Source organism: Pseudochrobactrum mosebachae, from assembly GCF_048914685.1.
Lineage (GTDB): Bacteria > Pseudomonadota > Alphaproteobacteria > Rhizobiales > Rhizobiaceae > Pseudochrobactrum.
Genome location: NZ_CP128408.1, coordinates 2,329,160 through 2,351,930, shown reverse-complemented (window position 1 = coordinate 2,351,930; position 22,771 = coordinate 2,329,160). Strand labels below are relative to the sequence as shown.

The following is a 22,771-nucleotide window of genomic DNA, read 5'->3' as shown; positions in this document are numbered from 1 at the left end:
GCCATATCTCAACCAATCACATCGGTCTGAAAACTAAACGGCAGCAGCGCCTGCATTGTCACAGTTTGCACCACGCCGGAACTGTCGCAAAGATGCAGAGGCACATCGGCACCGGCAAACTCCGCCAGCCGCTGACGGCATCCGCCACAGGGTGAGCACTTGTCCAGCTTTTCTGCCATCACCAGAATTTCGGCAATTTCGCCGCCGCCACCCATCACAAAATGCGACAACATCGTGGTTTCTGCACACCAACCTTCAGGAAAGGAAATTACTTCAATATTACAGCCGGAATAAATCCGCCCGTCTTTGGTGCGCAGCGCCGCTCCTACCGGAAATTTAGAATATGGCGCATGGCATTTTTGCATTGCGGCATAGGCTGCATCAAATAAATCCTGAGCCATCACGACCTCCGGTTAAAGTTAGGGCAGCTTCAGGGATAGTCGGAGCCGGCTTCCCCTAAGAAACTGCGTTCAAACAAACAGATAGAGCGGTTTTCCTGCTTCAATTAAAAACGAAAACGCTCTAGATTTTAGAGTTTTCGCATTCTCATAGCTATCAAGTTGATCCAACTTGATAGTGAAATGCTCTAGCGCTCCTTGACATAAGGAATACCTCCCGCTCGTGGCGGCGTGGCCTTGCCGATAAATCCTGCCAGCAGAATAACCGTCAGAATATAGGGCAGTGCCTGCATGAACTGTACCGGCACATCACCGATAAACGGCAGTGACTGGCCTTGCAGCCGGATACCGGCAGCTTCAAGAAAGCCGAATAGCAAACAGGCAAACATCGCCTGTACCGGACGCCATTTTGCAAAAATCAGCGCAGCAAGCGCAATATAGCCCTTGCCTGCGGTCATATCTTTCACAAAGCCTGCGCCTTGTGCGGTAGCCAGATAGGCACCTGCCATACCGCATAATAGCCCGCAAATGATCACGGCACGATAGCGCAGCCATGTGACCGAAATTCCCGCCGTATCAACCGCAGCCGGATTTTCACCGACAGCGCGCAAACGCAGGCCAAAGCGTGTGCGATACAGCACCCACCATGTCAGCGGCACCGTCAAAAAGGCCAGATACACCAGAATGGAATGACCAGAGATCAACTCGGCATAAATATAGCCGATCACCGGCACATCTCTCAATGCCTCTGCTCCAGGCAGATTAATCGCAGTAAAACGCGCAGTGTTGGGCAAAGATGGCGTGCGTCCGCCTTGGCCGAACCATGCCTGTCCGAGAATGATCGTTGTACCTGCTGCAATGAAATTAATTGCCAGACCGGAAACAATCTGGTTGCCGCGATGCGTAATCGAGGCAAAGCCATGCACCAAGGACAGCATCACAGAAACCAGCACTGCAGCACCAAGCCCGGCAATCGCCGAGCCGCTCAATGCGGCAACAGTGCCGGCAGCAAAACTGCCCGCCAGCATTTTGCCCTCAAGGCCGATATCAACAATACCGGCACGTTCGGAATACAGACCTGCGAGACAGGCAAACAACAATGGCGCTGAAAGGCGCAAGGTTGAATCCAGCAATTGAATAAGGGTCACATAGGTTTCCATGCTGCTCACTCCCCTGCCGGTACGGTTGCTTTGTCAGCACTCTCAACCGCAAGTCGCATGAAAAAACGTTGAAAAGCCGGACGGAACATATGCTCCATCGCACCGGCAAACAAAATGACCAATCCTTGAATAATCACAATCATATCGCGTGAAATATTCGGCATATCAAAGGCAATTTCAGCCCCGCCCTGATACAGCATGCCAAACAATACCGCCGCCGGAATAATACCGGCCGGATGCGAGCGCCCCATCAGCGCCACGGCGATACCCACAAAACCGGCACCGGCCACAAAATCGAGCTGCAGACGGTATTGCCCGCCCATCACCGGATTAAGTGCCATCATACCGGCCAGAGCACCGGAAATCAGCATTGCAATCACGATGGTTCTGGTGGGGTTCATGCCTGCATATTCTGCGGCTCTGGGGCTATGTCCCATCGTGCGGATTTCATAACCGATCTTGGTACGCCAGATCAAAATCCATACAAGATAAGCCGCAATCAGCGCTAGAATAAAACTGATATTAAGTGGTGCAGAACGTATCTCCAGACCGAATATCTGCATCAGCCAGTCAAGTTTCGGCAATTGCCCGCCCGCAGCAAATCCGCGGCTTTCCGGTGCCATAGCCCCGAGCGGCTTAATAAAATTGACAATCAGCCAGACCATTAAACTCGCTGCAATAAAGTTGAACATAATCGTAGTGATAACAATATGCGAGCCGCGCCTGGCCAAAAGCCATGCCGGTATCAATGCCCATAAGGCACCAAATGCTGCACTGGCAACCAGCGCCACAATCATAGTGATCCACCATGGCATGGCATTATCCAGCGTCAAACATACCAGCGCCACGCCAAGGCCACCAATATAGGCCTGCCCCTCACCGCCAATATTAAACAAGCCACAATGAAACGCGACCGCAACAGCAAGACCGGCAAAAATGAAATTTGTCGCGTAAAACAGCGTATACCCGATACCCTCACCGGATCCGAACGCGCCCTTGATCATCAGCCATGCGGCATCCAGCGGGTTTTCCCCTACCAGCAACACCACCAGCCCCGCCACTGCAAAAGCCACGACCAGATTGAGCGCCGGTATCAGCCCGTAATCCACCCAGCGCGGTAATTTTGCAAAGGGCTGGCTCATGGCAACATTCCGATCACTGCCTCGGTATCTGCAATCTGCGCATATTCGCCCTGCAACACAGCCAGTGTCAGCGCATGCACATCATCTGCACTCCACACCCGCCCCTGCAAATCCGTGCGCTGGCTACTGGCAACTGCATCGGATGGCACCGTTACCTCAAATCCAAGATTGGCCGCCATCCGTACTGTGGCATCCACCGAGTTTTCCAGTAACACACCGCCAACCACCAGCGAGCGGATTTGCAATTCATCCAGCACATCCATCAGATCTGTGCCGATAAATGCATTATTGGTGCGCTTATCAATCACCGGCTCGCCAATCTGCGGCTCAACCTCGGCTTTAAAATCATTCCCCTCAGTGCCTGCACGATAAGGCGATTGCGGATCAGTGGAATCATGGCGGATATGCACAACCGGCAGACGGCGCTCGCGCCATGCGGCAAGCAACAACTGCAAATTGGCTTCCGCTTGCGGCTGTCCGCGCTGTCCGTATTTCGGATCATCAATCGCTTTTTGCATATCCACAATGAGCAAAGCCGGAGTTGAACTGATCATGAGTGCGAGCCTTTCCCGGCAAGATTATGCGTGTCATCTTTAATACCGGCCATCAACAGGCCGATTTCTTTTTCACTGGCTTCCGGCGTGCATTCGCCAACAACCTGTCCGGCAAACATCACCAGAATACGGTCTGACAACGAGCGGATTTCATCAAGCTCAACGGATACCAGCAACACAGCCTTTCCCGCATCGCGCATTTCGATAATCCGCTTATGAATAAATTCAATGGCTCCGACATCAACACCGCGTGTGGGCTGCGCCACAATCAGCACGTCAGGATTGCGCTCCATCTCACGAGCCAGCACAATTTTCTGCTGGTTACCGCCAGAGAAATTGGCAGTTTTCAAACGCGGATCAGCGGGGCGAATATCATATTGCTCAATCTTGCTGCGTGCATCTTGCAGAATGACTTCTACATTCAAAAACGGCCCTTTGAGATAGTGCGGGTCATCGTGATAACCAAGGATCGAGTTTTCATATTCTTCATAGGCCAGCACCAGCCCCATATGGTGGCGGTCTTCGGGCACATGCGCCAGACCGCGGCGGCGCAGTTCGGCTGGATGCGCATTGCCAGTCACATTCACAGGCAGGCGGTTGAGCATCACCACGCCACTCTCGGCCTTGCGGATACCGGCAATCACTTCAATCAGTTCGGATTGACCATTACCGGCCACACCGGCAATGCCCACAATCTCGCCCGCCCGCACATCAAATGAGACGCTGTCAACCACAGTGGTTTTTTGTGCATTACGCACCATCAGGTTTTTCACCTGTAACAGGGCTTCACCTGCCACTGCGGGCTGCTTGTTCACGCGCAGCAAAACACGGCGGCCCACCATCAGCTCTGCCAGCTCTTCAACACTGGCCTCTGCGGTTATGCGTGTGGCAACCATTTCGCCCTGCCGCATCACCGAAACATTATCGGTAACGGCCATAATCTCGCGCAGCTTATGGGTAATTAGTACAATGGTTTTGCCCTGCTCTTTGAGCTGGCGCAAAATACGAAACAGATGATCGGCCTCTGATGGCGTTAACACACCGGTCGGCTCGTCGAGGATCAAAATCTCCGCACCGCGATAGAGCGCCTTGAGAATTTCTACACGCTGCTGAAGACCCACCGGCAGATCTTCCACCACCGCATCCGGATCCACATCGAGCGCATATTCTTTTTCCAGTGCTTTCAACTGCTGCCGCGCTTTGGCGATACCGGCAGATAAAAGCGGCGCACCCTCAGCGCCGAGCATCACATTTTCAAGCACCGTAAAATTATCAACCAGCATAAAATGCTGATGCACCATACCAATACCGGCTGCAATTGCCGCATCGGGATTGGCAATATTGACCACTTGGTCATTGACTTTAATAGTGCCTTTATCCGGTTGATAAAATCCATAGATGATCGACATCAATGTGGATTTTCCGGCACCGTTTTCACCGATAATACCGTGAATGGTTCCTTTATCGATCCGCAGGTCGATAGCACGGTTAGCGTGCACGGCGCCGAAACGCTTATCAATTCCGGTCAGTTCTAGTGCAGGCTGCGCCATCATCCCATCCGCTCACTATTGATATTGCAGGTTGTAATTGATTCCAGTTGCCGAAACACCCCTGCCGGCACACTATTGCTATAAGCCCCATCGCAGAATGACAAGAAATTAACACAGACAGCGCGTAAGAGTAGCCTGTTGATACAATGAACCAACATGCCCCGTAAAATACACTTCACTTATGCCTCGTCTTCCCGTACTTCGCTAAGATATGAAGCGGCAGAATGCTCTGCAGGATATATGAAAGGGCCCCCGAATGTCTGAAAACCTGTCAGAACGCCTGATTGAGCTTGAAATACGTTATGCCGAGCAAGAGAAAACCATTGAGGATTTATCGGGCGAGATTGCCGAGCAGTGGAAACTGATCTCAGGGATGAGCAAAAAGCTGAACGCTTTGACCAACCGGTTTTTGGAGCTGGAAGAGCAGACCGCACCCGAAGTTGCGGTTACCAAACCACCCCACTGGTAAACTGATACACTGGCAAAATGTGCGTTTTTAAATCACGTCACCAAATAATTTCAGCATAAAGGGCAGTGATAACACTGCCCTTTATGTATTTCAGCCTATATTCAAGCCGCGAAATGATGAAGCGGCTATCGAGCATTTCACTATCAAGTTGAACCAACTTGATAGCTATGACAATGCGATAACTCTAAAATCCAGAGCGAGTGTTGCGCTCCAACCTGATCGTTACCCGCTCTGGAATTAGTATGGGCACTTACTATCGGTTGTATAGTCATGCACCTTGATCTTGCCTGAAATAATGTCAGCCTTTGCTGCTTCAACGGCAGCTTTCATTTCCGGCGTGATCAGTTTTTCATTGTTTTCGTCCATAGCATAGCCAACGCCGTCTTCCTTGAGCCCCATTTGCACAATACCGGCAGTAAACTTATCTGCGGCAGTATCAGCAAAAGCTGCATAAACAGCGCTATCCACGCCCTTGACCATTGAGGTCAGAACATGGCCCGGATGCAGACCATTCTGGTTGGAATCAACACCAATACCAAGCTTACCGGCATCGGCCGCAGCCTGCAGTACACCAATACCGGTACCGCCCGCTGCATGATAGATCACGTCAGAACCCTGATCGATCTGTGATTTGGTAATTTCGCTGCCTTTTGCAGGATCATTCCATGCAGATGGCGTATCGCCAGTCCAGTTCTGCAAAACCTTAGTACCAGCCTTACCAGCCTTGGCACCACCAGCATAGCCGCAATAAAAACGACGGATCAGCGGCACATCCATACCCCCGACAAAGCTGACTGTGCCGGTTTTAGAAGCCATGCCTGCCAGAATACCAACGAGATAACCGCCTTCTTCTTCCTTGAAAACGACCGAGCGCACATTCGGCGCCTCTACAACCGCATCAATAATAACGAATTTGGTATCCGGAAATTCAGCGGCAACTTTTTCAATCGCAGAAACGGCCGAAAAACCGGCGATAACGATAGGCGAGTTACCATCCTGCGCAAATTTACGCAGCGCCTGCTCGCGCTGTGCATCGTTTTGAATTTCAAACTCACGATAAGAGGTACCGTGATCCGTTTTATATTTCGCGGCACCATTATAGGCAGCTTCATTAAAAGATTTATCGAATTTGCCGCCAAAATCATAAACAACAGCAGGCTTAAGTTCAGCTGCATAAGCACCCGAAACACTTAAAGTCGCTGCCAAAAGCCCCATTACAATACGCTTCATAACCACTCGCCCTCCGGATGACGCAAATATCTGCGCTCGTTGTTAATAATGTTCAACAATAGTCTTAAACCTTGTGGCCGCACGCAGCTAGCCAGCACTTAAAGATACTGTATTTTCAGATCAGATGATCTTACAACTATAAATCTGATGTTAATCTGGCACGGGTCAGAATTTTTTTCATCATAAATTTATGCATCAGCACATGTTTAAGCCGCTGGCTTTATAGAGGTGAAAAATCCGGTCGGTTAATTAGCTAAACATCAAATAAAACAAGACACGCCGGTGCCACGTAATCCGCAATAACCTTGAGGGTTTTTAGCCAGATATTGCTGATGATATGCTTCCGCATAGTAAAGCGCGGCGGCTGGCAGAATTTCAGTTGTAATCATACCCAAACCCTGCGTCGTCAGCGCCTGCTGATAGGTTTCCCTGCTTGCCAGCGCAGTTTGCAAGTCATCATCCGAATAAACATAAATTCCGGAACGATAAGTGGTACCGATATCATTGCCCTGCCGCATACCCTGCGTCGGATCATGCTCCTCCCAGAACACCTGCAACAGTTTTTCAAGCGTGATCTCTTCCGGATCATAGACCACAAGCACAACCTCATTATGCCCTGTCAGCCCTGTGCAGGTTTCTTCATAGGTCGGGTTTGGGGTCAGTCCGCCGCTATAGCCAGCGGCAGTGACATATACTCCCGGAAGTTGCCAGAACAACCGTTCCACACCCCAGAAGCAGCCCATACCAAATAAAATTTTCTTCATATTTTGCGGCCACGGCGCCTGTAGCGGATGCCCTAATATAAAATGGCTCGCCGGAATATCCAGCGGCTGGTCACGGCCAGCCAATGCCTCACCAGCTGAAGGCATACGCAATTTATGATCCGGATATTGTCTGAACATGTTCATAACTTTCAATCTGCAGGTCAGCAATCTCTTGGAGGCTTAACCTATCTCTTGCGGGATTCGCCAGGCATAATTGCGATTGTGTAAAACAATATGCTCAACACTAAAAATAGGCCCCATGCAGGCAAATACAAGACAGGCATCATCCAGCCCTCCCAAAAGCCAGACCAGAAATATTGGCGAATAAAGCCGGAAAACATCGATAAATATTCAGGAAAATAATTTTCCCAACCGTCTAGAATCGGCATCATTGCCAATCGTGACAGTGCAACGGAGCGTGCAATGTCAAAAATACCGAACAGTAAACTGATGCTCAGCGACACCAGCGCCAAAACTTTAAAAAATACGCGCATAGGTTCTCATATTCCGCACAATAAAGGATCGTAGCAAGCAATGCTTCCATTTGCATTAAGCTAACGACAGATGTTCCGACAAGGTTCATACCGGCAGTTATGCTCATCAGTTCCTGAATAGACATTAACTGTTTCAATGAAAATTTGCTGCGCTTCGCTTAGTCATCAATCTAACTGTAAATTCATAAGATTCGATATTCTTGTCACGCGCAGCGAATATTTGATACGAGACAGCCCCCAAAACGCTGTTTCTCAGCCAGAAACCAGCTTTTTGAACCATAATAATGCAAAATAAATAAAACCAATACAAACAATATCTTAAGCTAGAAAAGCTTCTATTTTTCAGTCGAAAACAACCATTAGCCAACAGGAAAACTCACTGATTTCAATGAATTGCGAAATAATGGTTGAACATGTTCGCATTATAGCTATATTCCGCGCCGAAACGGTCGTTTAACAGCTGACCACTGTTTACTAAGACGCCGTGGTGATTGATATCATTCAATAATATCAATTTCGAGTGGAGAGGTGGCCGAGTGGTTGAAGGCGCACGCCTGGAAAGTGTGTAGGCGGGGAACCGTCTCGAGGGTTCGAATCCCTCTCTCTCCGCCAGTTTCTAAATTTCAATAAAAATAGAACTATTTTGATTTTCTTAAGGCTGACTTAAGCACAAAGCTGATAACTCCGGCTCAAGAGCGGTTTTCATTTGCAATGAAAGAATATCGCACTGTCTCACTGTTTTGACGTAGTTTCAGGTTAGCCATCCCCCACTCTCCTAAAGCTACTCAAATACCAATAAGATAGAGTTTTGTATGTCTGATTATAAATTTGCACGCCGTAACTTTTTACTTGGCGCCAGTGCCCTTATGCTTGCCGGTTGTGTTTCCAATGGTGAAGCGATGCGTCCCACCGCTCCTTTGAAGCCAACTCCTGTTAAACGCATCACGCCCCCGATGTATTATGCCGTCTCTGATGAAGGCTATGAAGTGCCTGAAGTCGACGTTTCAAAAGTACCTGAAAAATACTGGCGGCAGGAAGTTGACTATCAAACCGATGAAAAGCCGGGCACAGTGATTGTCGATACGCCAAATAAATATCTCTACCACATCAAATCCGGTGGCCGAGCAATGCGCTACGGTATTGGTGTCGGTCGTGATGGATTTGCCTGGTCCGGCCGTGCAATTATTGCCTATAAACGTAAATGGCCACGCTGGACACCACCGGATGAAATGGTCGCTCGTAATCCGTCGCTGCAGCCATACAGTATTGCCAATGGCGGCATGGGGCCTGGCCTTAACAATCCACTTGGCGCCCGCGCACATTATATCCATAAAGACGGCAGAGACACCATTTACCGCATTCACGGCTCGCCAGAGGCATGGACAATCGGTAAAGCCGTTTCCTCGGGCTGTATCCGCCTTCTCAATCAGGATGTGATGCATCTTTATGATAATGTACGTGATGGCAGCACCATCGTGGTCATTCCGGATCCAAGCATGGGTATGCAAGCAACCAGCTGACACACCATCGAAACATAAAAAAGCGCCGGTTAAACCGGCGCTTTTTTATGTGTAACTGGATAACAGCAACAGAAAGCGCTCAGCCTGAATTGCTTTGTAAGATTTGTCTTACTTTTTCAAAATCATGCACCGTATCAATATCACAAAATGCCGGATCATCCATTTCTACAAATCCGGCCTCTGTCAGCAATGAGCGAGCCCCACCCTCACCATTTTCTGGCAAAGTACGCAGATAATCCGGCACGCATAATGCCGGCGGGCCGCGATATGTTTGGGAGCGTGATGCGATAACCGGCGCCTTTATGCGATGGTGCGCAGCCAGCAGGCGTTCAATATGTACGGCTGGTACCAAAGGCATATCTGCCAGACAAATCAGCACATGCGACTGATCCTTCACAGCTCTTAAACCCCTATGCAACGAGCCGAGCATACCCGTCTCGGGCTCCTCCACCACAGCGATCTCAAAGCCTTGGCGGGCATAACCCTGGATCCATGTGGTCTGTTCGGAGCTTTGGGTCCGGCAAGTCAGGATTTTAGCGCCCCAGCGAAACCCCTGCAACATGTTCAGCACATGATGCGCCACCGGCAACCCATTGAGCATTACACCGAGTTTGTCACCATCAGCATAACGAGAGCCTTCACCTGCGCCAAGCACAAGTACTGCCACAGTACTGGCATCAATCATCAGCCACATCCAGATCAACACCAGCTGCTAATTGACGGGACATAATTTCACCCAGTACCGAAACGGCAAGTGAGCAAGCATCACGTACGGGGCCAAACAACCCAACAGGCGCCGCAATGCGATCAATCTGTTGTTGGGAAAAACCGTTCTTCAGCAATATTTGACTGCGCACTGCATGGGTACGCCTGCTACCCAGACAACCGATGTAAAAAGCCTGGCTTTGCAGAGCAACCTGCAGTACCGGAATTTCTTTATCAACATCATGTTGCAAAAAGATAATCGCCGTATACCTGTCGATCTCTGCAAGTGTGATTTTTGGTAAATCGCGTCGAGTCTCAATCTTCAGCGCTTGGGCTGCCTGCTCCAGCATATCGCCTTCCAGCCCTTGCGAGAACAAGACAATGCGCAAGGACGGATGATAATTGGTGCAAAAAACACCATTGCTCCAGCCGGTTACAGCGGGCGCCTCATCAAAGCGTAAAATTTTCTTTTCCGGATCATAGATCAATCGCGCAGACCTGCGTTGCGCATGGGCATTTAGAACCGCCTCGATTACTTGCGGTTCTCTGATGAGATGAATAGCCAGATTAATACCGCCGCCACAGGGCAGCTCCAGATCAAAATAGGCTGAGCCCTTACCAAGCCGCACAACCTTGTCACGGCCTTCAGCAAGCGCCGTCAGCGCCTCTCTGGCAGCCACTCCCTCAACACAGCCACCCGAAACAGTGCCGCAATAAGCACCCGCAGCGGTTACCGCCATATGCGCGCCCAATGAACGCGCAGAGCCGCCGTCAATCTCTACCAGTGTTATCAGCGCACAAGCCTGCCCGCCGCTCAGAGCATCATGGGCAAACCGCAGCACATCGATAGGCTGATCAGTTGCAAAAGCGCGATGCACTTCAACTTTATCAGGCGCAAGATCACTCTTCATATAAGATTTTGCCTTATTATCTGTATGAGCAGCACAAGGTATTCCCACTGTACTGCTCATACAGAAAACGCGTTAACTGCCTGCTTTTTCAATATCTTTAACGGTGATATTGGCAGGCTGGCCGCCCCATTCAGCACGCATATAATTGACCAGATCAGCCAGCTCCTGATTGCTCAGTGCGTTTTTAAATCCGGGCATGCTTTGCATCACTTCGCCATTGGCAAGTTTTTGCTCTGCAATACCATCCAGCAACACATGAATGAGATTGCTCGGGTCGGCAAGCTTAGCACTGGTATTGGTGTTCATCGGCGGTGCAATATGCGGTTTGCCCTCACCATCGACGCCATGACAACCAGCGCAGACAGCCATATAGGCATCACGACCGCTTTGGCGGACGGAAGCCTCAATAGCAATCTCCGGCTGCTTGGGTGCAACCGGCAATTGATCGCCGGTCAGATAGGTCTGAATGGCGGCAATATCATCATCCGTCATATATTGCGATGAATGCAGCAGAACCGGATACATTTCCAGCGTCATCGTGCCTTGTGGTGACATACCGGTTTTGAGGAATGTGCGGATATCCTCAACAGTCCAGCCGCGTGCGGCCAAAGCTTCCGGCGTCAGGCTTGGCGCAGTAATTTTGCCAAGTACACTGCCTTGATAGGCTGAAGCCATTTTCATACCACCAATAATATTACGCGGTGTATGACATTCCTGACAATGCCCCAGAACATCCGTCAGATAAGCACCGTTTGTTACCTCTGCCGAAGCATTTGCCGGAAGCGATAGCTTTCCATTGACAAGGTTCCAATAGGCCATTGCCCAGCGCTGATTAAACGGAAATGGCAATTCCAAAGCCGGATTAGCACGGTTCACAGGCTGCTGGGTCATCAGATAGGCATAGATCGCATCGGAATCAGCCTGCCTGATGGCATGGTAAGAGACATAAGGCATAGCAGGATAAAGCTTTTTGCCATCACCGCGCACACCATCCGCAACCGCATGATAAAACTCAGCCGAGGTATAATTACCAATGCCTGTCTCTTTATCCGGCGTAATATTGGTTCCGTAAATCACGCCAAAAGGCGTATCAATCGGTAATCCGCCAGCATAAGGCGCACCATCAGGCGATTGGTGACAAGCCGCACAATCGGCGACTGCTGCCAGATATTTGCCGCGTGCAACCAATTGCGCTTTATCTTCTGCTGACGCCGTTGCACTCAGAGTTTTTTCTGCGGAAGCGACATCATAAGCAGAGGTTGAAGGCCAGAAAGGCACAGAAGCCGCAGCCAACCCACCAACTATACCGGCACCGATAATCCATTTGAAAACTGGCTTCATTTGATCAGCCCCGGCGTGTTCATCACCACATCACGTACTGCACTGTAATAGCGCACATAGCCCGTGCAGCGGCAGATGTGATCATTGAGGGAATCTTCAATAACCTGCTCAACATTTTCACGTGCTACCGGCTCGCGCTGCAAATGCTCGATCAGCACAGTTGCCGCATTCACAAATCCCGGTGCGCAATAAGAGCACTGGAACGAAAAATGATCGAGAAAAGCTTCCTGAACCGGCGATAGTTTGAGTTCACCTTCCGCATCCTTCGTCGCATGACCTTCAATCGTACGGATCGAGCGGTCATTGAAATAATGCGCGCCGGTAATGCAGGTGCGCATTTCACGGCTGGTGCCGTCGGCCTCATCAATAATCACGGTACAAGCGCGGCACAGCCCCTGACCACAACCAAAGCGCGTACCGGTCAATCCTGCATATTCATGCAGGAAATCCACCATCGACAATTCATCTGGCACTGTAACCGGCCCGATTTTTTCGCCATTAATACGCATGTTGATTTCGCGTGTCTGAATGCTCATGACAATGCCTCTTTAATCTTGTCTTCCGTCAAAGGTAATTCGCGCAGATATTTGCCCGTTGCATGCGCAACCGCATTAACAACAGCCGGAATTGTCGGAATTTGCACGACTTCTGCGATACCCTTGGGATGATCTTCTTGTTCTGTAACCGGCAGAATATTGGCGGTCTGTTTCCACACCGCGACATCCTTGCCGCGTGGCAGACGGTAACGGTTAAAGTTCCAGTCGCCGCTGCCGGGACCGCCTTCATAAAGCGGCATACCTTCGTAAAGTGCATGGCCGATCGACATGCCGATAGCGCCCTGCAACTGACCCGATACAAATTCCGGCACCAGCACACGCCCTGCATCAAGCGTTGAATGATGCGAAAGCACTTTGACCTCGCCCGTACCGCGGTTAACACTAACCTCGATCAGTGCGGATGCCGGTGAAAAACGTGACCAGCTGGCATTATCGATCTGCGGATCCATATAATGCACATTCTGGCGCTCAATCCGCTGCCACACATCAGAACCGGTTTGAATAGCCAGACCATCAATAGGGCGGCGGCTGGTTTCACCCAACACCTCAAAATCAGCCTCGGCCCAACCCCAGCGGTCAAAACCGTGGATCATGGCACCGGTAACCACTTTGGCCTCATGCGCCTTAGTAGCAAGCTCTGCCAAGCTCAGTGTACGGCCGTCAGCCAGCACAAATTGTTCATTCTGCCATGTGGCTCCAGCTGCCTCTTGCAGCGAGACATTCCACAGCGCTGCCGCTGCCGGAATAATTCCGCGTTCATAAATCAGGCGGCAGGCTTCATGCGTGCCGTGGGTGAAATAAAACGCACTGTTTGTAGCACTTGATGCCGATGCCATGGCAGGTGTCCAGCGCGGATCCTGCAACATCTCATCCTGATGGGCTTTATCCATCACAAACGGGCTCAGTGTTACAAACATTTCCAGTGGTGACCAGTTCAGCGCAGCACTTTCAATTTCATCTGCGGGCTTACCAAGCCAGCGCGAACACATCAGTGCCTGTGTACTCACCGCACCGGTGCCAATTTCAACAGCAATATGATGCAAGCGGATTTTGCCATCTGCTGTCAGTGTAACCGCAGCAGCAACAGCCTCATTGGAGTTACCAAAGCCCTTTTTGGCAATGGCGTAACCAACGCCGTATTTCAGCGCCGGATTGGCGGCTTCAAACTCGGCTTTGCGCTTTTCACGATCCGCCCATACCGGATGCGCACGGTCAGCCTCGATCATTTCATGCATACGGCACAGGCTGAGCGGAAAAGCACCGGCAGAACTGCGTTCACCATCATGCAATGTATTGTTAAGACGCAGTTCCATCGAATCCACGCCCAGCTCTGCAGCCAGCTCTTCGACCAAAATTTCTGTGCCGATTTGCGATTCCAAAGAGCCGAAACCACGCACCGACCCGGACATTGGTGCCCGTGACGAGTGAGCAACCGCAGCAATATCATTTTTAGGGAAGTAATAAATGCCCTGCGCCGCACCAGCTGCAACCTGCGTGACCGGTGTGGTGTAGTTTTGACGCCCGCCGCCATCAAGCAACAGATCGGCTGCAAAAGATTGCATTTTCAAAGTTTTTCGATTGATCCCAAGTCGGTATTTCATCCGCACAGGGTGACGTTTAATCGCGGTCTGAAAATGCTCTTCACGGTCAAGCGCCAGACGAACCGGATGCCCCTCGGCAAACAGAGCGGCAACAATACCGTAATAAGGAAACGGGCTGTGCTCTTTGGTACCATAACCAACAGTATAGGCCGGATGCCCTTTGAGCTCACCCACTTCAAAGCTGCTTTTTTTAAGCATCGCGGCGGTGCCGGTCATCACTTCATGCGGGCTCTGGCTGGCCATCACAATTTCCAGCTTGCCGGCTTTGGCATCATACCAGCAATTGCAATTATCAGGCTCAAGCGCTGCAGCATCAATGAAAGGTGAATAATATTCACGCTCAATCACATGCCAGTCAGCGGGCGGCGATTGTAGCTCCGCACGGATCGCATCCGCATAGGCCATACCACGTGCCATATTATCACCGGCCAGATCAGCTTTCGGCCAGTTCACATCATTCTTGTCATAGCTGGCAAAAACATAATCATCATCGACCGGATTGAAGAGGTCTTTAGCACCTTTCGATCCGCCTTCACCCTCAACACGGACAAAACGGAAATTCGACCACGGCCCCTGCTCCACAGGCGCAGTGGTTTCGCCATATTGAATAATCTCATCGCGCTTGGTTTTATAAACACGTTTTGCCACAGAGAAGCGGGCAAAATCACGATAGACCAGAATGGCCAGCGGATGCCCCAAAAATAACGGCACATCACCCTTCGGCAAAAACATCTTCTGGCCGTAAGTATATGAATCGTAAAAATCGAGACCGGCTTTAACCGTGTCTTCAGCTGTCACCAGATAATCCGGCTGCAAATCATCGCCGAGCAAAGACAGATCCAGGCCTAGAAACGGTGCATCGGCGCGATTTGACCAAACCACAAAAGCATGCGCCTGATCTTTTGGCCAATCCGGCATATCTTTAGCACGAATATCACGAGCAAAAACCTTGGAGCCTGTTACCTTGGACACGCCGTCAACACGGCGCTTAAGCTGGGTAGTGCCCTGAGGAAGCGGCAAATCCAAAATCTGATTTTCAAATAATGCAGCGCGCGCCGCACGGATAGGAAGAATGGTTACCGCAATCCCGGACGCTGTGAATTTAAGAAAATCTCTGCGCGTTTGCGTCATATATTATACTCCAAGAGCTACGATTGCACGAAACAACAACATGCATTCCAGACCTTAATAAAAAGATCTAGTGAATACGAAGCTGAAATCAACTGCAATCATCAATAAATATTTACTATAGATGCCATCATAGCAAATATTTATATTTCAAATCACGATAGTCTGCCTATAAAAATTTAGCTTATCTATCAGACTTAATCATGCATCTTATTAAAATAAAAATAGCACTTTAAGTTTCATGAGATAAGCTAAACAAACTTTTATATAAAACTAATATTTCTCACCTTTATGTTTTGAAAGTACCATACTTTAGAACAATTTCAATATTACAAAACAACGCAGATAAGTGATTGTATAATTACACCAACACATAATCGTGAGTTTGGGATTATCCGGCGATAACATGCATCATACGTACCAGCTCCGGCAGTGATCCGACCTGCATTTTACGCATCGCCTGAGCGCGGCGAACTTTCACGGTGATTTCGCTCACATTCAATTCCGCTGCAATCTGCTTGTTAAGCAATCCCGCCACCACATGGGTCACAACCTCACGCTCACCATCACTTAGACTTGCAAATCGGCTACGGATATCTGCAAATGCGCTACGTGCAAGGCGGTTTTCACGATCAATGGCAATGCCCTGCTGGATTGCATCAAGCAAATCTTGCTCGCGAAACGGTTTGGTTAAAAACTCGATGGCGCCTTGCTTCATAGCACGTACAGACATCGGAATATCGCCATGTCCAGTAATCATAATCACCGGCAAAACAATGTTCCATTTGTCCATCTCACGCTGAAAATCCAATCCGCTCATACCGGGCATACGAATATCCAGCACCAGACAAGCGGGCACATCACCGCGATCACCGTCGAGAAAGTCCTGAACCGAGGCAAAAGACTGCGCTTCAAGCCCGACAGAATTCAACAGATCTTCAATGGCCTCACGCAAAGACTGATCATCATCAATAATATAAACCACAGGCTCTGTATTGGGTACGACGGTTTCAATCTGGCTCATGCGGCACCCTCATTTTTCTTCAGTGTAAACTCCACAACCAGACCATGCGGATTGCGCGGATAAGCCCGTATTCCGCCCTGATGGGCTTCGATAATACTGCGGCTGATGGCCAGACCAATGCCGATACCACCGGTTTTTGTAGTGTAAAAAGCATCGAACATCGTCTTTAACCGCTCTGCCGGAACCCCGTTTCCGGTATCGGCAACAGCGATGCGCACGCCGCCATCGGGCTCGCGGCGCGAAGTGACCGATACTTCACTCAGCCCTGTCTGCACCGGAACAGACACTGCACTGCGCACAGCATCAACAGCATTGCCAATCAAATTCAGTAAAACCTGTTCAATCTCGATTTTATCGACCACGATCACCGGCAAATCTTCATCCAGATCAAGGCGCAAAGTAATTTTCGCTCGCTCCAGATCGCCACGCACCAGCGCCACAACATCTGCAATCACAGAGTTGAGCTGTACAACCTCGCGCGCAGAGGGCTGGCGCTGAACCAGCGCTCTGACCCGCCCCACAACCTCTGCCGCACGCGCCGCATCTTTGCTGATCCGTTCTACGGCCTGCTTGGCTTTTTCCAGATTGGGCGGCTCCATCACCAGCCAGCGCTTACAGGCTGCAGCACTGGTGGTAACCGCTGCCAATGGCTGGTTAACCTCATGCGCAATTGACGTTGTCAATTCACCGAGCGTCATCACCCGTGCCATTTGCTCCATCTGCTTGCGGGCATCCTCAACGGCCTGCTGCGCAGTGCGGATTTGCAAAGCCAGCCACGTCGTAACACCAATGGCAGCAATACTGATACCTGCATTAACAATACCGGATTCAGGTGAGCCGCTCAGCGTCAGAAAATAGCTCACAACGGTGAGCACGACACAGAGCAGCATCGTCCAGATCACTGCACTGCGTTGTAATAAACGAACCGAGAGCAGCACGACGGCCACGTAAAAAACAGCAGCAGCAATCTCAAGATCTGTCACCGTATCGGCGATGAAAATAATGATTATCAACACAAAACCGGCGATCAGCTGCCAAATACGGGCACCATCCTGCAACACACGCCCCGTCACTGATGGTGCATGCTTAGCCGAAAATGCTCTGATGTCATCATCATGAGCAATGTGGGCAGGCTGAATGACTTGGCCCGGTTTATCTGCTTGGTTTTTCTGCATTCTCGGCCTTTTAAAAGTCCTTATCTGTCGTATCCGCAGTAACATAGCGCCAGCGCACTGAAGTCACCAGCGGTTCAAGGCTGAGACGCCCGATAATCTGCTCCAGCAAGCGATCCTGATTATTATCCGCACGAAACAGCGCATTCACTTCAACGCGGTTGCTGTCTTCAATATTCGTGCTTTCCAGATCCTGAATATGCAGAACCGTTCCCAGATCACGCAACAACAAAGCCCGCACATGGGCTTCAGCATCGCCCATACACACAATACTTACCGCATAACGATTATCATATTCGGTGCTGCTGGCAGGTTGCCTGTCAATCAAATGCACCAGCGGTCGCAAAAACAGGTTAACGCTGATGATAAACAAAGTCGCCACCACCGCATGGAGATAAAAACCCGCACCGCACATCACCCCGACCGCTGCGGAACACCATAAGGTTGCCGCAGTATTAAGGCCGCGCACGTTGAAGCCTTCTTTAAAAATAATCCCGGCACCCAGAAAGCCGATACCGGAAACGATTTGCGCGGCCACACGCGTCGGGCTGGTATCGCCATCTACGAGCCCTGCAAATAGTACAAATGTCGCCGCACCAAGCGCCACCAGAGTATTGGTGCGCAATCCCGCAAGACGCTGGCGCCACTGTCGTTCAAACCCGATAATGCCGCCCAATAAAAAGGCAGCAGCCAGACTGACGAAAGTATGTAAAAGACTTTCAACTGAGCCCATAATCTATCCTGACACGTCTGTTGAAATGATTGTGCCCCTGCTGTTAGCAACAGCATACTGCAATTTTATGAACTGTTGCTCTGTGCTTAATATACAGGATGTCCGACCGCTACCTGTCGGTTTTATGGCTTTAAAACAAGCAAAACCTGCTTCGATATACTTTGGTATAGGTTGCGTAAACCTAAGTGTAAAAATCTGTCCTTATTCAGCATTGAGGCAAATGCCAGCCTAATTTAAGACAAAGCCAGAGCAAGTGACCTGCTAATCACACTCGCTCACTCACCGGTTTCAAAGGACCAAACCCCTAAATGCCAAGCGACAGTAGTAGTCAACAAACCAAGCCGCAGCAGCAACCGGACTGAGCCTGAAGGTTTCACCGGTGCCGTTGCGGCATCAGAGGTGAAACATGACCTATCCAATTCTCAACATGGCGCAAATTTTGTGCGCTCCGCAGCTCGACGGCGCAATGGCTCCTCGTTTTATACGCTCATCCCGCCTGCCACGTTTCACAGACGGGCCGGATGTGATTGCTGTTATTGCAGACGGTTTTAATCAACCTGTAGCCCGCTGGGTACGCAATCCCAATACCCGTAAATTGGAATGCAGCTGGTCAACCGCCAAATCTGCCGACAATACGAGGGAACAGATATGAGCATTATACTCGATATTTTGTTGCTACTCGGCTTTGCGCTTTTCATGCTTGCAGCCAGCTTTATCCGTCAGCAATTGAAAGCCGGCTTGCGGCAGGAATATCGTGCAGCACAGGCCGAAGAGCTTGAAGCGGAGCAAATCACAGAGCCAAAAACAGCGCAAGCTTTCGGATCCTATAAACACATCTGTTCAGTTTAAGTCCGGATCAAACACAGGAGACCACCGTGGACGAAGACAGTAGTCGGTGGCTGCATGACAGCGGATTAACTTTCCGGTTTGCAGACTTGCATTCAGCGCTTTCAAAAATGTGCTGAGGCCGGTCTGTAAACCGGAAAATCCCGGGAACCCAACAAGCCCAGGAAACGATGTGATCTGAGCAATCAGGTTTCCTAGTCCCGTTATCATGCAGCCACTCCCGTTATTAAATTAAAAAACCGACCTGACATCGGCACGCTCCCTTGCATTCATTTTGGTGCGAGGCCGAGCGCGGTCGCCGTCATTTCAGCGACATTAAAATTGTCGCGGGAGTAAGAACATGAATAAACCACTGAATAAAAATACGTTTAAGGCAGATAAAGCTGTCCCTAAACTCTCATCACGGGCGATGAAAGAAGCGCAGAACAGCCTTGAAACCACGATGGCGAACCTGCGCAGTAATGAGCAAGGGTTGACCAATACAGATGCTGCTTTGCGCTTGCAGGAACATGGCAGCAATGAGGTTGCCCATGACAAGCGCCCCCATGCGCTGATCCAGCTGCTGCAAGCCTTCAACAACCCGTTCATTATGGTATTGATGGCGCTTGCAGCCATTAGTTCTGTAACCGATATCTGGCTGCCAATGCGCGATGGCGAAGATGTTGATTATACCGGCGTTTCGATCATTGTAACCATGGTCGTCCTCAGCGGCCTGCTGCGTTTTTGGCAGGAATATCGTTCGGGAAAAGCTGCTGAATCGCTAAAAGCCATGGTACGCACCACCGCCACAGTGTTGCGCCGCAGCAGTGCAGGCAGCGTAGCCGAGCGCAATGAAATTGCGATGCGTGATCTGGTTGCCGGTGATATTGTGCTGCTTTCTGCCGGTGATATGATCCCTGCGGATATCCGCCTGATTGAATCGCGTGACCTCTATGTCAGTCAGGCCGTATTGACCGGTGAAGCTTTACCGATTGAAAAATACGACACGCTGGGCTCGGTTGCCGAAAAATCGGCTCTCGCAATTGCCGGTGACGAAACCGACATGCTTGATCTGCCAAATATCTGTTTCATGGGTACCAATGTGGTCTCGGGCACTGCCACTGCCGTAGTGGTTGCCACCGGACCGCGCACCTATTTCGGCTCGCTTGCTAAAGCCATTGTCGGGTCGCGCGCTGAAACTGCATTCGATCGCGGCGTTAACTCCGTGAGCTGGCTGCTGATCCGCTTCATGCTGGTGATGGTGCCGATTGTGCTGTTGATCAATGGTTTCACCAAAGGTGACTGGTCTGAGGCATTTCTGTTTGCGCTGGCGGTTGCTGTTGGTCTGACACCGGAAATGCTGCCGATGATTGTCTCCTCCAACCTTGCCAAAGGTGCGGTTGCAATGTCCCGCCGCAAAGTGGTGGTAAAGCGCCTCAATGCCATTCAGAACTTTGGCGCGATGGATGTGTTATGCACAGACAAAACCGGTACGCTTACACAAGATAAAATTATTCTTGAACATCACATCAACACCAAAGACGAGCGCGACGATAATATTTTCCGTCTGGCATGGCTGAACAGCTACCATCAGAGCGGAATGAAAAACCTGATGGATCAGGCCGTGATCCGTTTTTCAAGCGGTCTTGGCGATACATTGCGCTCGGCATCCTTCTACCGCAAAATTGATGAATTACCGTTTGATTTCATCCGCCGCCGGTTGTCGGTTGTGGTGGAAGGCATTCACGGCGATCACCTGCTGGTTTGCAAGGGCGCTGTAGAGGAAATGCTCTCGATTGCCACACAGGTCAAAGAGGGCGACAAGATACTGCCGCTTGATGATCAGAAACGTGCGGAATTAACCGCACTGGCACAGCGCTATAATCAGGACGGTTTTCGGGTGCTGGTCATTGCCACCCGTGAAATCCCGCGCAATTCTGCCAAGCCTCAATATGGCGTGAACGACGAATGTGAACTTGTTGTTGAAGGGTTTCTGACATTCCTTGATCCGCCGAAAGAAACCGCTGCCCCTGCGCTCGCCGCCTTGCGCGACAATGGTGTTAGCGTCAAGGTTCTGACCGGTGACAATGAAATCGTCACGGCAAAAATCTGTCGTGAAGTTGGCCTGGAACCCGGCACACCGGTAATGGGTCGTGATGTTGAAAAAATGGATGATGCCACACTGCGTATCGTCGTTGAAGACACCACTGTTTTCGCCAAGCTGACCCCGCTGCAAAAATCACGGGTGCTCAAAGCTTTGCAAGCCAATGGCCACACAGTTGGTTTTCTCGGTGACGGTATTAATGATGCACCGGCACTGCGCGATGCGGATGTGGGCATTTCAGTGGATAGTGGCGCCGATATTGCAAAAGAATCTGCCGATATTATCTTGCTGGAAAAGAGCCTGATGGTTCTCGAAGAAGGTGTTATTAAAGGCCGCGAGACCTTTGGTAATATCATCAAATACCTGAATATGACGGCCAGCTCCAACTTCGGTAACGTGTTTTCCGTCTTGGTTGCCTCCGCATTCATTCCGTTTTTGCCAATGATGGCTATTCATCTGCTGATCCAGAACCTGATGTATGACATCTCGCAGCTGGCTTTGCCTTGGGATAAAATGGACAAGGAGTTTTTGCGTAAACCCCGTAAATGGGATGCCAAAAACATCGGCCGCTTCATGCTCTGGATCGGGCCTACATCATCGATCTTCGACATCACAACTTTTGCTCTGATGTGGTATGTTTTTGCGGCAAATTCGCCGGAAATGCAGGCACTGTTCCAGTCCGGCTGGTTCATTGAAGGTCTGCTGTCGCAGACACTGGTTGTGCATATGCTGCGCACACAAAAGATTCCGTTCATCCAGAGCACAGCAGCCCTGCCGGTCATGCTGATGACCGCACTGGTTATGGCAATCGGTATTTATATCCCGTTCTCACCATTGGGTGCAGCGGTGGGTCTGGTGCCGCTGCCTTGGGAGTATTTCCCGTGGCTCGCCGGTACATTGATCTGCTATTGCCTCGTCGCACAGGGTATGAAGGCAATCTATATCCGCCGCTTCGGACAATGGTTCTGATCAAGGCAGATACCCCTTCTGAAACCAGCACAAATGTTACGGGCAAATTTTCTGCCCGTAACACACTTCTTGAAAAAGGGAGATGTGCCATGCAGCATTTAAAAATCAATTCAACCCACATCAAAACACTGTGTTTTCAGGCGCCGCAAGCAAAACAGATCCCTGAAAGACAGCCGCCAAAGCGCGGCAAGCGTCATATGCGCGGCGGCTCATACCGCAAACCGCCACTCGGTCTTCTGACCCGCCTGAAATGCTTGTTTTTACTCGGCCTCGGCAGTGTTTTACAACGCATAACACTGCGCCTGTTGCATAAAAAATATCTGCCAGCCAACTATTGCAGGCATTTGCTGGCATGGAGAGCCGAGCTTAATGAAGCTGCAATCCGGTTGCTGCGCCGCTAGAGCGGTTTACGTTTAAATT

Annotated in this window: 22 protein-coding genes and 1 tRNA gene; 7 read left to right on the top strand and 16 right to left on the bottom strand. The window is 50.3% G+C overall.

What is annotated here, in order from left to right; translation table 11 throughout:
• Nucleotides 1-8: 8 nt before the first annotated feature.
• The 5 genes from MP213Fo_RS10760 to MP213Fo_RS10740 all read right to left on the bottom strand — a co-directional run bounded on the left by MP213Fo_RS10760 (nucleotide 9) and on the right by MP213Fo_RS10740 (nucleotide 4,804).
• Entirely contained in the window at nucleotides 9-401 is a 393-nt protein-coding gene (locus MP213Fo_RS10760) for a cytidine deaminase (protein WP_421089014.1), read from the bottom strand.
• Nucleotides 402-586: 185 nt separating this feature from the next.
• Nucleotides 587-1,558 carry an ABC transporter permease gene (locus tag MP213Fo_RS10755; protein WP_421089013.1) on the bottom strand — a complete coding sequence of 324 codons (972 nt, stop codon included), beginning with the start codon at nucleotides 1,556-1,558 and terminating at the stop codon, nucleotides 587-589.
• Nucleotides 1,559-1,563: 5 nt separating this feature from the next.
• On the bottom strand, nucleotides 1,564-2,700 hold the full coding sequence (locus MP213Fo_RS10750) for an ABC transporter permease (RefSeq protein ID WP_421089012.1): 1,137 nt from the start codon (nucleotides 2,698-2,700) through the stop codon (nucleotides 1,564-1,566).
• Nucleotides 2,697-3,254 (bottom strand): cysteine hydrolase family protein, encoded by a 558-nt coding sequence (locus MP213Fo_RS10745; RefSeq protein ID WP_421089011.1) that lies wholly within the window; start codon nucleotides 3,252-3,254, stop codon nucleotides 2,697-2,699. Before MP213Fo_RS10745 ends, MP213Fo_RS10750 begins: the two co-directional genes overlap by 4 nt.
• Nucleotides 3,251-4,804 carry an ABC transporter ATP-binding protein gene (locus MP213Fo_RS10740; protein ID WP_421091106.1) on the bottom strand — a complete coding sequence of 518 codons (1,554 nt, stop codon included), beginning with the start codon at nucleotides 4,802-4,804 and terminating at the stop codon, nucleotides 3,251-3,253. Before MP213Fo_RS10740 ends, MP213Fo_RS10745 begins: the two co-directional genes overlap by 4 nt.
• A 256-nt stretch (nucleotides 4,805-5,060) precedes the next feature.
• On the opposite strand from MP213Fo_RS10740, the gene MP213Fo_RS10735 reads away from it, so the two are divergent.
• Nucleotides 5,061-5,273, top strand: a complete 213-nt coding sequence (locus tag MP213Fo_RS10735; protein ID WP_421089010.1) for a SlyX family protein — start codon at nucleotides 5,061-5,063, stop codon at nucleotides 5,271-5,273.
• A 237-nt stretch (nucleotides 5,274-5,510) separates the two neighbouring features.
• Here the strand turns inward: MP213Fo_RS10735 and MP213Fo_RS10730 are convergent, their stop codons facing one another.
• The 3 genes from MP213Fo_RS10730 to MP213Fo_RS10720 form a co-directional block, all read right to left on the bottom strand.
• On the bottom strand, nucleotides 5,511-6,503 hold the full coding sequence (locus MP213Fo_RS10730) for a BMP family lipoprotein (RefSeq protein WP_421089009.1): 993 nt from the start codon (nucleotides 6,501-6,503) through the stop codon (nucleotides 5,511-5,513).
• Between the two features lie 260 nt (nucleotides 6,504-6,763).
• Nucleotides 6,764-7,411 carry a peptide-methionine (S)-S-oxide reductase MsrA gene (gene msrA / locus MP213Fo_RS10725; RefSeq protein WP_421089008.1) on the bottom strand — a complete coding sequence of 216 codons (648 nt, stop codon included), beginning with the start codon at nucleotides 7,409-7,411 and terminating at the stop codon, nucleotides 6,764-6,766.
• Between the two features lie 41 nt (nucleotides 7,412-7,452).
• Nucleotides 7,453-7,761 carry a hypothetical protein gene (locus MP213Fo_RS10720; protein ID WP_421089007.1) on the bottom strand — a complete coding sequence of 103 codons (309 nt, stop codon included), beginning with the start codon at nucleotides 7,759-7,761 and terminating at the stop codon, nucleotides 7,453-7,455.
• A gap of 522 nt (nucleotides 7,762-8,283) precedes the next feature.
• Between MP213Fo_RS10720 and MP213Fo_RS10715 the strand changes: the two genes are divergently transcribed.
• Together MP213Fo_RS10715 and MP213Fo_RS10710 are read left to right on the top strand one after the other, a co-directional pair.
• Nucleotides 8,284-8,373: transfer RNA gene (locus MP213Fo_RS10715), tRNA-Ser, on the top strand.
• Between the two features lie 200 nt (nucleotides 8,374-8,573).
• A complete protein-coding gene (locus tag MP213Fo_RS10710) occupies nucleotides 8,574-9,281 on the top strand; it encodes a L,D-transpeptidase (RefSeq protein WP_421089006.1) in 708 nt (235 codons plus the stop codon).
• A 79-nt stretch (nucleotides 9,282-9,360) separates the two neighbouring features.
• Here MP213Fo_RS10710 and MP213Fo_RS10705 read toward each other — a convergent pair whose 3' ends face one another.
• From MP213Fo_RS10705 to MP213Fo_RS10670, 8 genes are all read right to left on the bottom strand, one after another.
• Nucleotides 9,361-9,966 (bottom strand): nucleotidyltransferase family protein, encoded by a 606-nt coding sequence (locus tag MP213Fo_RS10705; protein WP_421089005.1) that lies wholly within the window; start codon nucleotides 9,964-9,966, stop codon nucleotides 9,361-9,363.
• Nucleotides 9,959-10,897 carry an XdhC family protein gene (locus tag MP213Fo_RS10700; RefSeq protein WP_421089004.1) on the bottom strand — a complete coding sequence of 313 codons (939 nt, stop codon included), beginning with the start codon at nucleotides 10,895-10,897 and terminating at the stop codon, nucleotides 9,959-9,961. The genes MP213Fo_RS10705 and MP213Fo_RS10700 overlap by 8 nt, the downstream gene beginning before the upstream one ends.
• A gap of 72 nt (nucleotides 10,898-10,969) precedes the next feature.
• Nucleotides 10,970-12,238: a c-type cytochrome gene (locus MP213Fo_RS10695; RefSeq protein ID WP_421089003.1), complete on the bottom strand. Its 1,269-nt coding sequence runs from the start codon at nucleotides 12,236-12,238 to the stop codon at nucleotides 10,970-10,972.
• Nucleotides 12,235-12,774, bottom strand: a complete 540-nt coding sequence (locus MP213Fo_RS10690) for a (2Fe-2S)-binding protein (RefSeq protein ID WP_421089002.1) — start codon at nucleotides 12,772-12,774, stop codon at nucleotides 12,235-12,237. Before MP213Fo_RS10690 ends, MP213Fo_RS10695 begins: the two co-directional genes overlap by 4 nt.
• A complete protein-coding gene (locus tag MP213Fo_RS10685; protein WP_421089001.1) occupies nucleotides 12,771-15,527 on the bottom strand; it encodes a xanthine dehydrogenase family protein molybdopterin-binding subunit in 2,757 nt (918 codons plus the stop codon). The genes MP213Fo_RS10690 and MP213Fo_RS10685 overlap by 4 nt, the downstream gene beginning before the upstream one ends.
• A gap of 388 nt (nucleotides 15,528-15,915) precedes the next feature.
• Nucleotides 15,916-16,548: a response regulator transcription factor gene (locus tag MP213Fo_RS10680; RefSeq protein WP_421089000.1), complete on the bottom strand. Its 633-nt coding sequence runs from the start codon at nucleotides 16,546-16,548 to the stop codon at nucleotides 15,916-15,918.
• Nucleotides 16,545-17,723: a sensor histidine kinase gene (locus MP213Fo_RS10675; protein ID WP_421088999.1), complete on the bottom strand. Its 1,179-nt coding sequence runs from the start codon at nucleotides 17,721-17,723 to the stop codon at nucleotides 16,545-16,547. Before MP213Fo_RS10675 ends, MP213Fo_RS10680 begins: the two co-directional genes overlap by 4 nt.
• Before the next feature lie 10 nt (nucleotides 17,724-17,733).
• On the bottom strand, nucleotides 17,734-18,453 hold the full coding sequence (locus MP213Fo_RS10670; protein ID WP_421088998.1) for an MgtC/SapB family protein: 720 nt from the start codon (nucleotides 18,451-18,453) through the stop codon (nucleotides 17,734-17,736).
• 406 nt (nucleotides 18,454-18,859) lie between these two features.
• Here MP213Fo_RS10670 and MP213Fo_RS10665 point away from each other — a divergent pair, with 406 nt between their 5' ends.
• The 4 genes from MP213Fo_RS10665 (at nucleotide 18,860) to MP213Fo_RS10650 (ending at nucleotide 22,752) form a co-directional block, all read left to right on the top strand.
• On the top strand, nucleotides 18,860-19,105 hold the full coding sequence (locus tag MP213Fo_RS10665) for a hypothetical protein (RefSeq protein ID WP_421088997.1): 246 nt from the start codon (nucleotides 18,860-18,862) through the stop codon (nucleotides 19,103-19,105).
• Nucleotides 19,102-19,302, top strand: coding sequence for a hypothetical protein (locus MP213Fo_RS10660; RefSeq protein ID WP_421088996.1), 201 nt, complete (start codon nucleotides 19,102-19,104; stop codon nucleotides 19,300-19,302). The genes MP213Fo_RS10665 and MP213Fo_RS10660 overlap by 4 nt, the downstream gene beginning before the upstream one ends.
• 337 nt (nucleotides 19,303-19,639) lie before the next feature.
• A complete protein-coding gene (gene mgtA / locus MP213Fo_RS10655) occupies nucleotides 19,640-22,351 on the top strand; it encodes a magnesium-translocating P-type ATPase (protein ID WP_421088995.1) in 2,712 nt (903 codons plus the stop codon).
• Between the two features lie 89 nt (nucleotides 22,352-22,440).
• The gene (locus MP213Fo_RS10650) at nucleotides 22,441-22,752 is read left to right on the top strand and encodes a hypothetical protein (protein ID WP_421088994.1); all 312 of its coding nucleotides are present in this window, start codon (nucleotides 22,441-22,443) and stop codon (nucleotides 22,750-22,752) included.
• The last annotated feature ends 19 nt before the right edge of the window (nucleotides 22,753-22,771 follow it).

Coding starts and splice junctions, on each gene's coding strand:
- MP213Fo_RS10760 (WP_421089014.1), bottom strand. CDS start 401: ATGGCTCAGGATTTATTTGATGCAGCCTATGCCGCAATGCAAAAATGC.
- MP213Fo_RS10695 (WP_421089003.1), bottom strand. CDS start 12,238: ATGAAGCCAGTTTTCAAATGGATTATCGGTGCCGGTATAGTTGGTGGG.
- MP213Fo_RS10660 (WP_421088996.1), top strand. CDS start 19,102: ATGAGCATTATACTCGATATTTTGTTGCTACTCGGCTTTGCGCTTTTC.
- MP213Fo_RS10690 (WP_421089002.1), bottom strand. CDS start 12,774: ATGAGCATTCAGACACGCGAAATCAACATGCGTATTAATGGCGAAAAA.
- MP213Fo_RS10755 (WP_421089013.1), bottom strand. CDS start 1,558: ATGGAAACCTATGTGACCCTTATTCAATTGCTGGATTCAACCTTGCGC.
- MP213Fo_RS10705 (WP_421089005.1), bottom strand. CDS start 9,966: ATGATTGATGCCAGTACTGTGGCAGTACTTGTGCTTGGCGCAGGTGAA.
- MP213Fo_RS10680 (WP_421089000.1), bottom strand. CDS start 16,548: ATGAGCCAGATTGAAACCGTCGTACCCAATACAGAGCCTGTGGTTTAT.
- MP213Fo_RS10720 (WP_421089007.1), bottom strand. CDS start 7,761: ATGCGCGTATTTTTTAAAGTTTTGGCGCTGGTGTCGCTGAGCATCAGT.
- MP213Fo_RS10685 (WP_421089001.1), bottom strand. CDS start 15,527: ATGACGCAAACGCGCAGAGATTTTCTTAAATTCACAGCGTCCGGGATT.
- MP213Fo_RS10675 (WP_421088999.1), bottom strand. CDS start 17,723: ATGCAGAAAAACCAAGCAGATAAACCGGGCCAAGTCATTCAGCCTGCC.
- MP213Fo_RS10710 (WP_421089006.1), top strand. CDS start 8,574: ATGTCTGATTATAAATTTGCACGCCGTAACTTTTTACTTGGCGCCAGT.
- MP213Fo_RS10730 (WP_421089009.1), bottom strand. CDS start 6,503: ATGAAGCGTATTGTAATGGGGCTTTTGGCAGCGACTTTAAGTGTTTCG.
- msrA (WP_421089008.1), bottom strand. CDS start 7,411: ATGAACATGTTCAGACAATATCCGGATCATAAATTGCGTATGCCTTCA.
- MP213Fo_RS10735 (WP_421089010.1), top strand. CDS start 5,061: ATGTCTGAAAACCTGTCAGAACGCCTGATTGAGCTTGAAATACGTTAT.
- MP213Fo_RS10670 (WP_421088998.1), bottom strand. CDS start 18,453: ATGGGCTCAGTTGAAAGTCTTTTACATACTTTCGTCAGTCTGGCTGCT.
- MP213Fo_RS10665 (WP_421088997.1), top strand. CDS start 18,860: ATGACCTATCCAATTCTCAACATGGCGCAAATTTTGTGCGCTCCGCAG.
- MP213Fo_RS10745 (WP_421089011.1), bottom strand. CDS start 3,254: ATGATCAGTTCAACTCCGGCTTTGCTCATTGTGGATATGCAAAAAGCG.
- mgtA (WP_421088995.1), top strand. CDS start 19,640: ATGAATAAACCACTGAATAAAAATACGTTTAAGGCAGATAAAGCTGTC.
- MP213Fo_RS10750 (WP_421089012.1), bottom strand. CDS start 2,700: ATGAGCCAGCCCTTTGCAAAATTACCGCGCTGGGTGGATTACGGGCTG.
- MP213Fo_RS10700 (WP_421089004.1), bottom strand. CDS start 10,897: ATGAAGAGTGATCTTGCGCCTGATAAAGTTGAAGTGCATCGCGCTTTT.
- MP213Fo_RS10740 (WP_421091106.1), bottom strand. CDS start 4,804: ATGGCGCAGCCTGCACTAGAACTGACCGGAATTGATAAGCGTTTCGGC.
- MP213Fo_RS10650 (WP_421088994.1), top strand. CDS start 22,441: ATGCAGCATTTAAAAATCAATTCAACCCACATCAAAACACTGTGTTTT.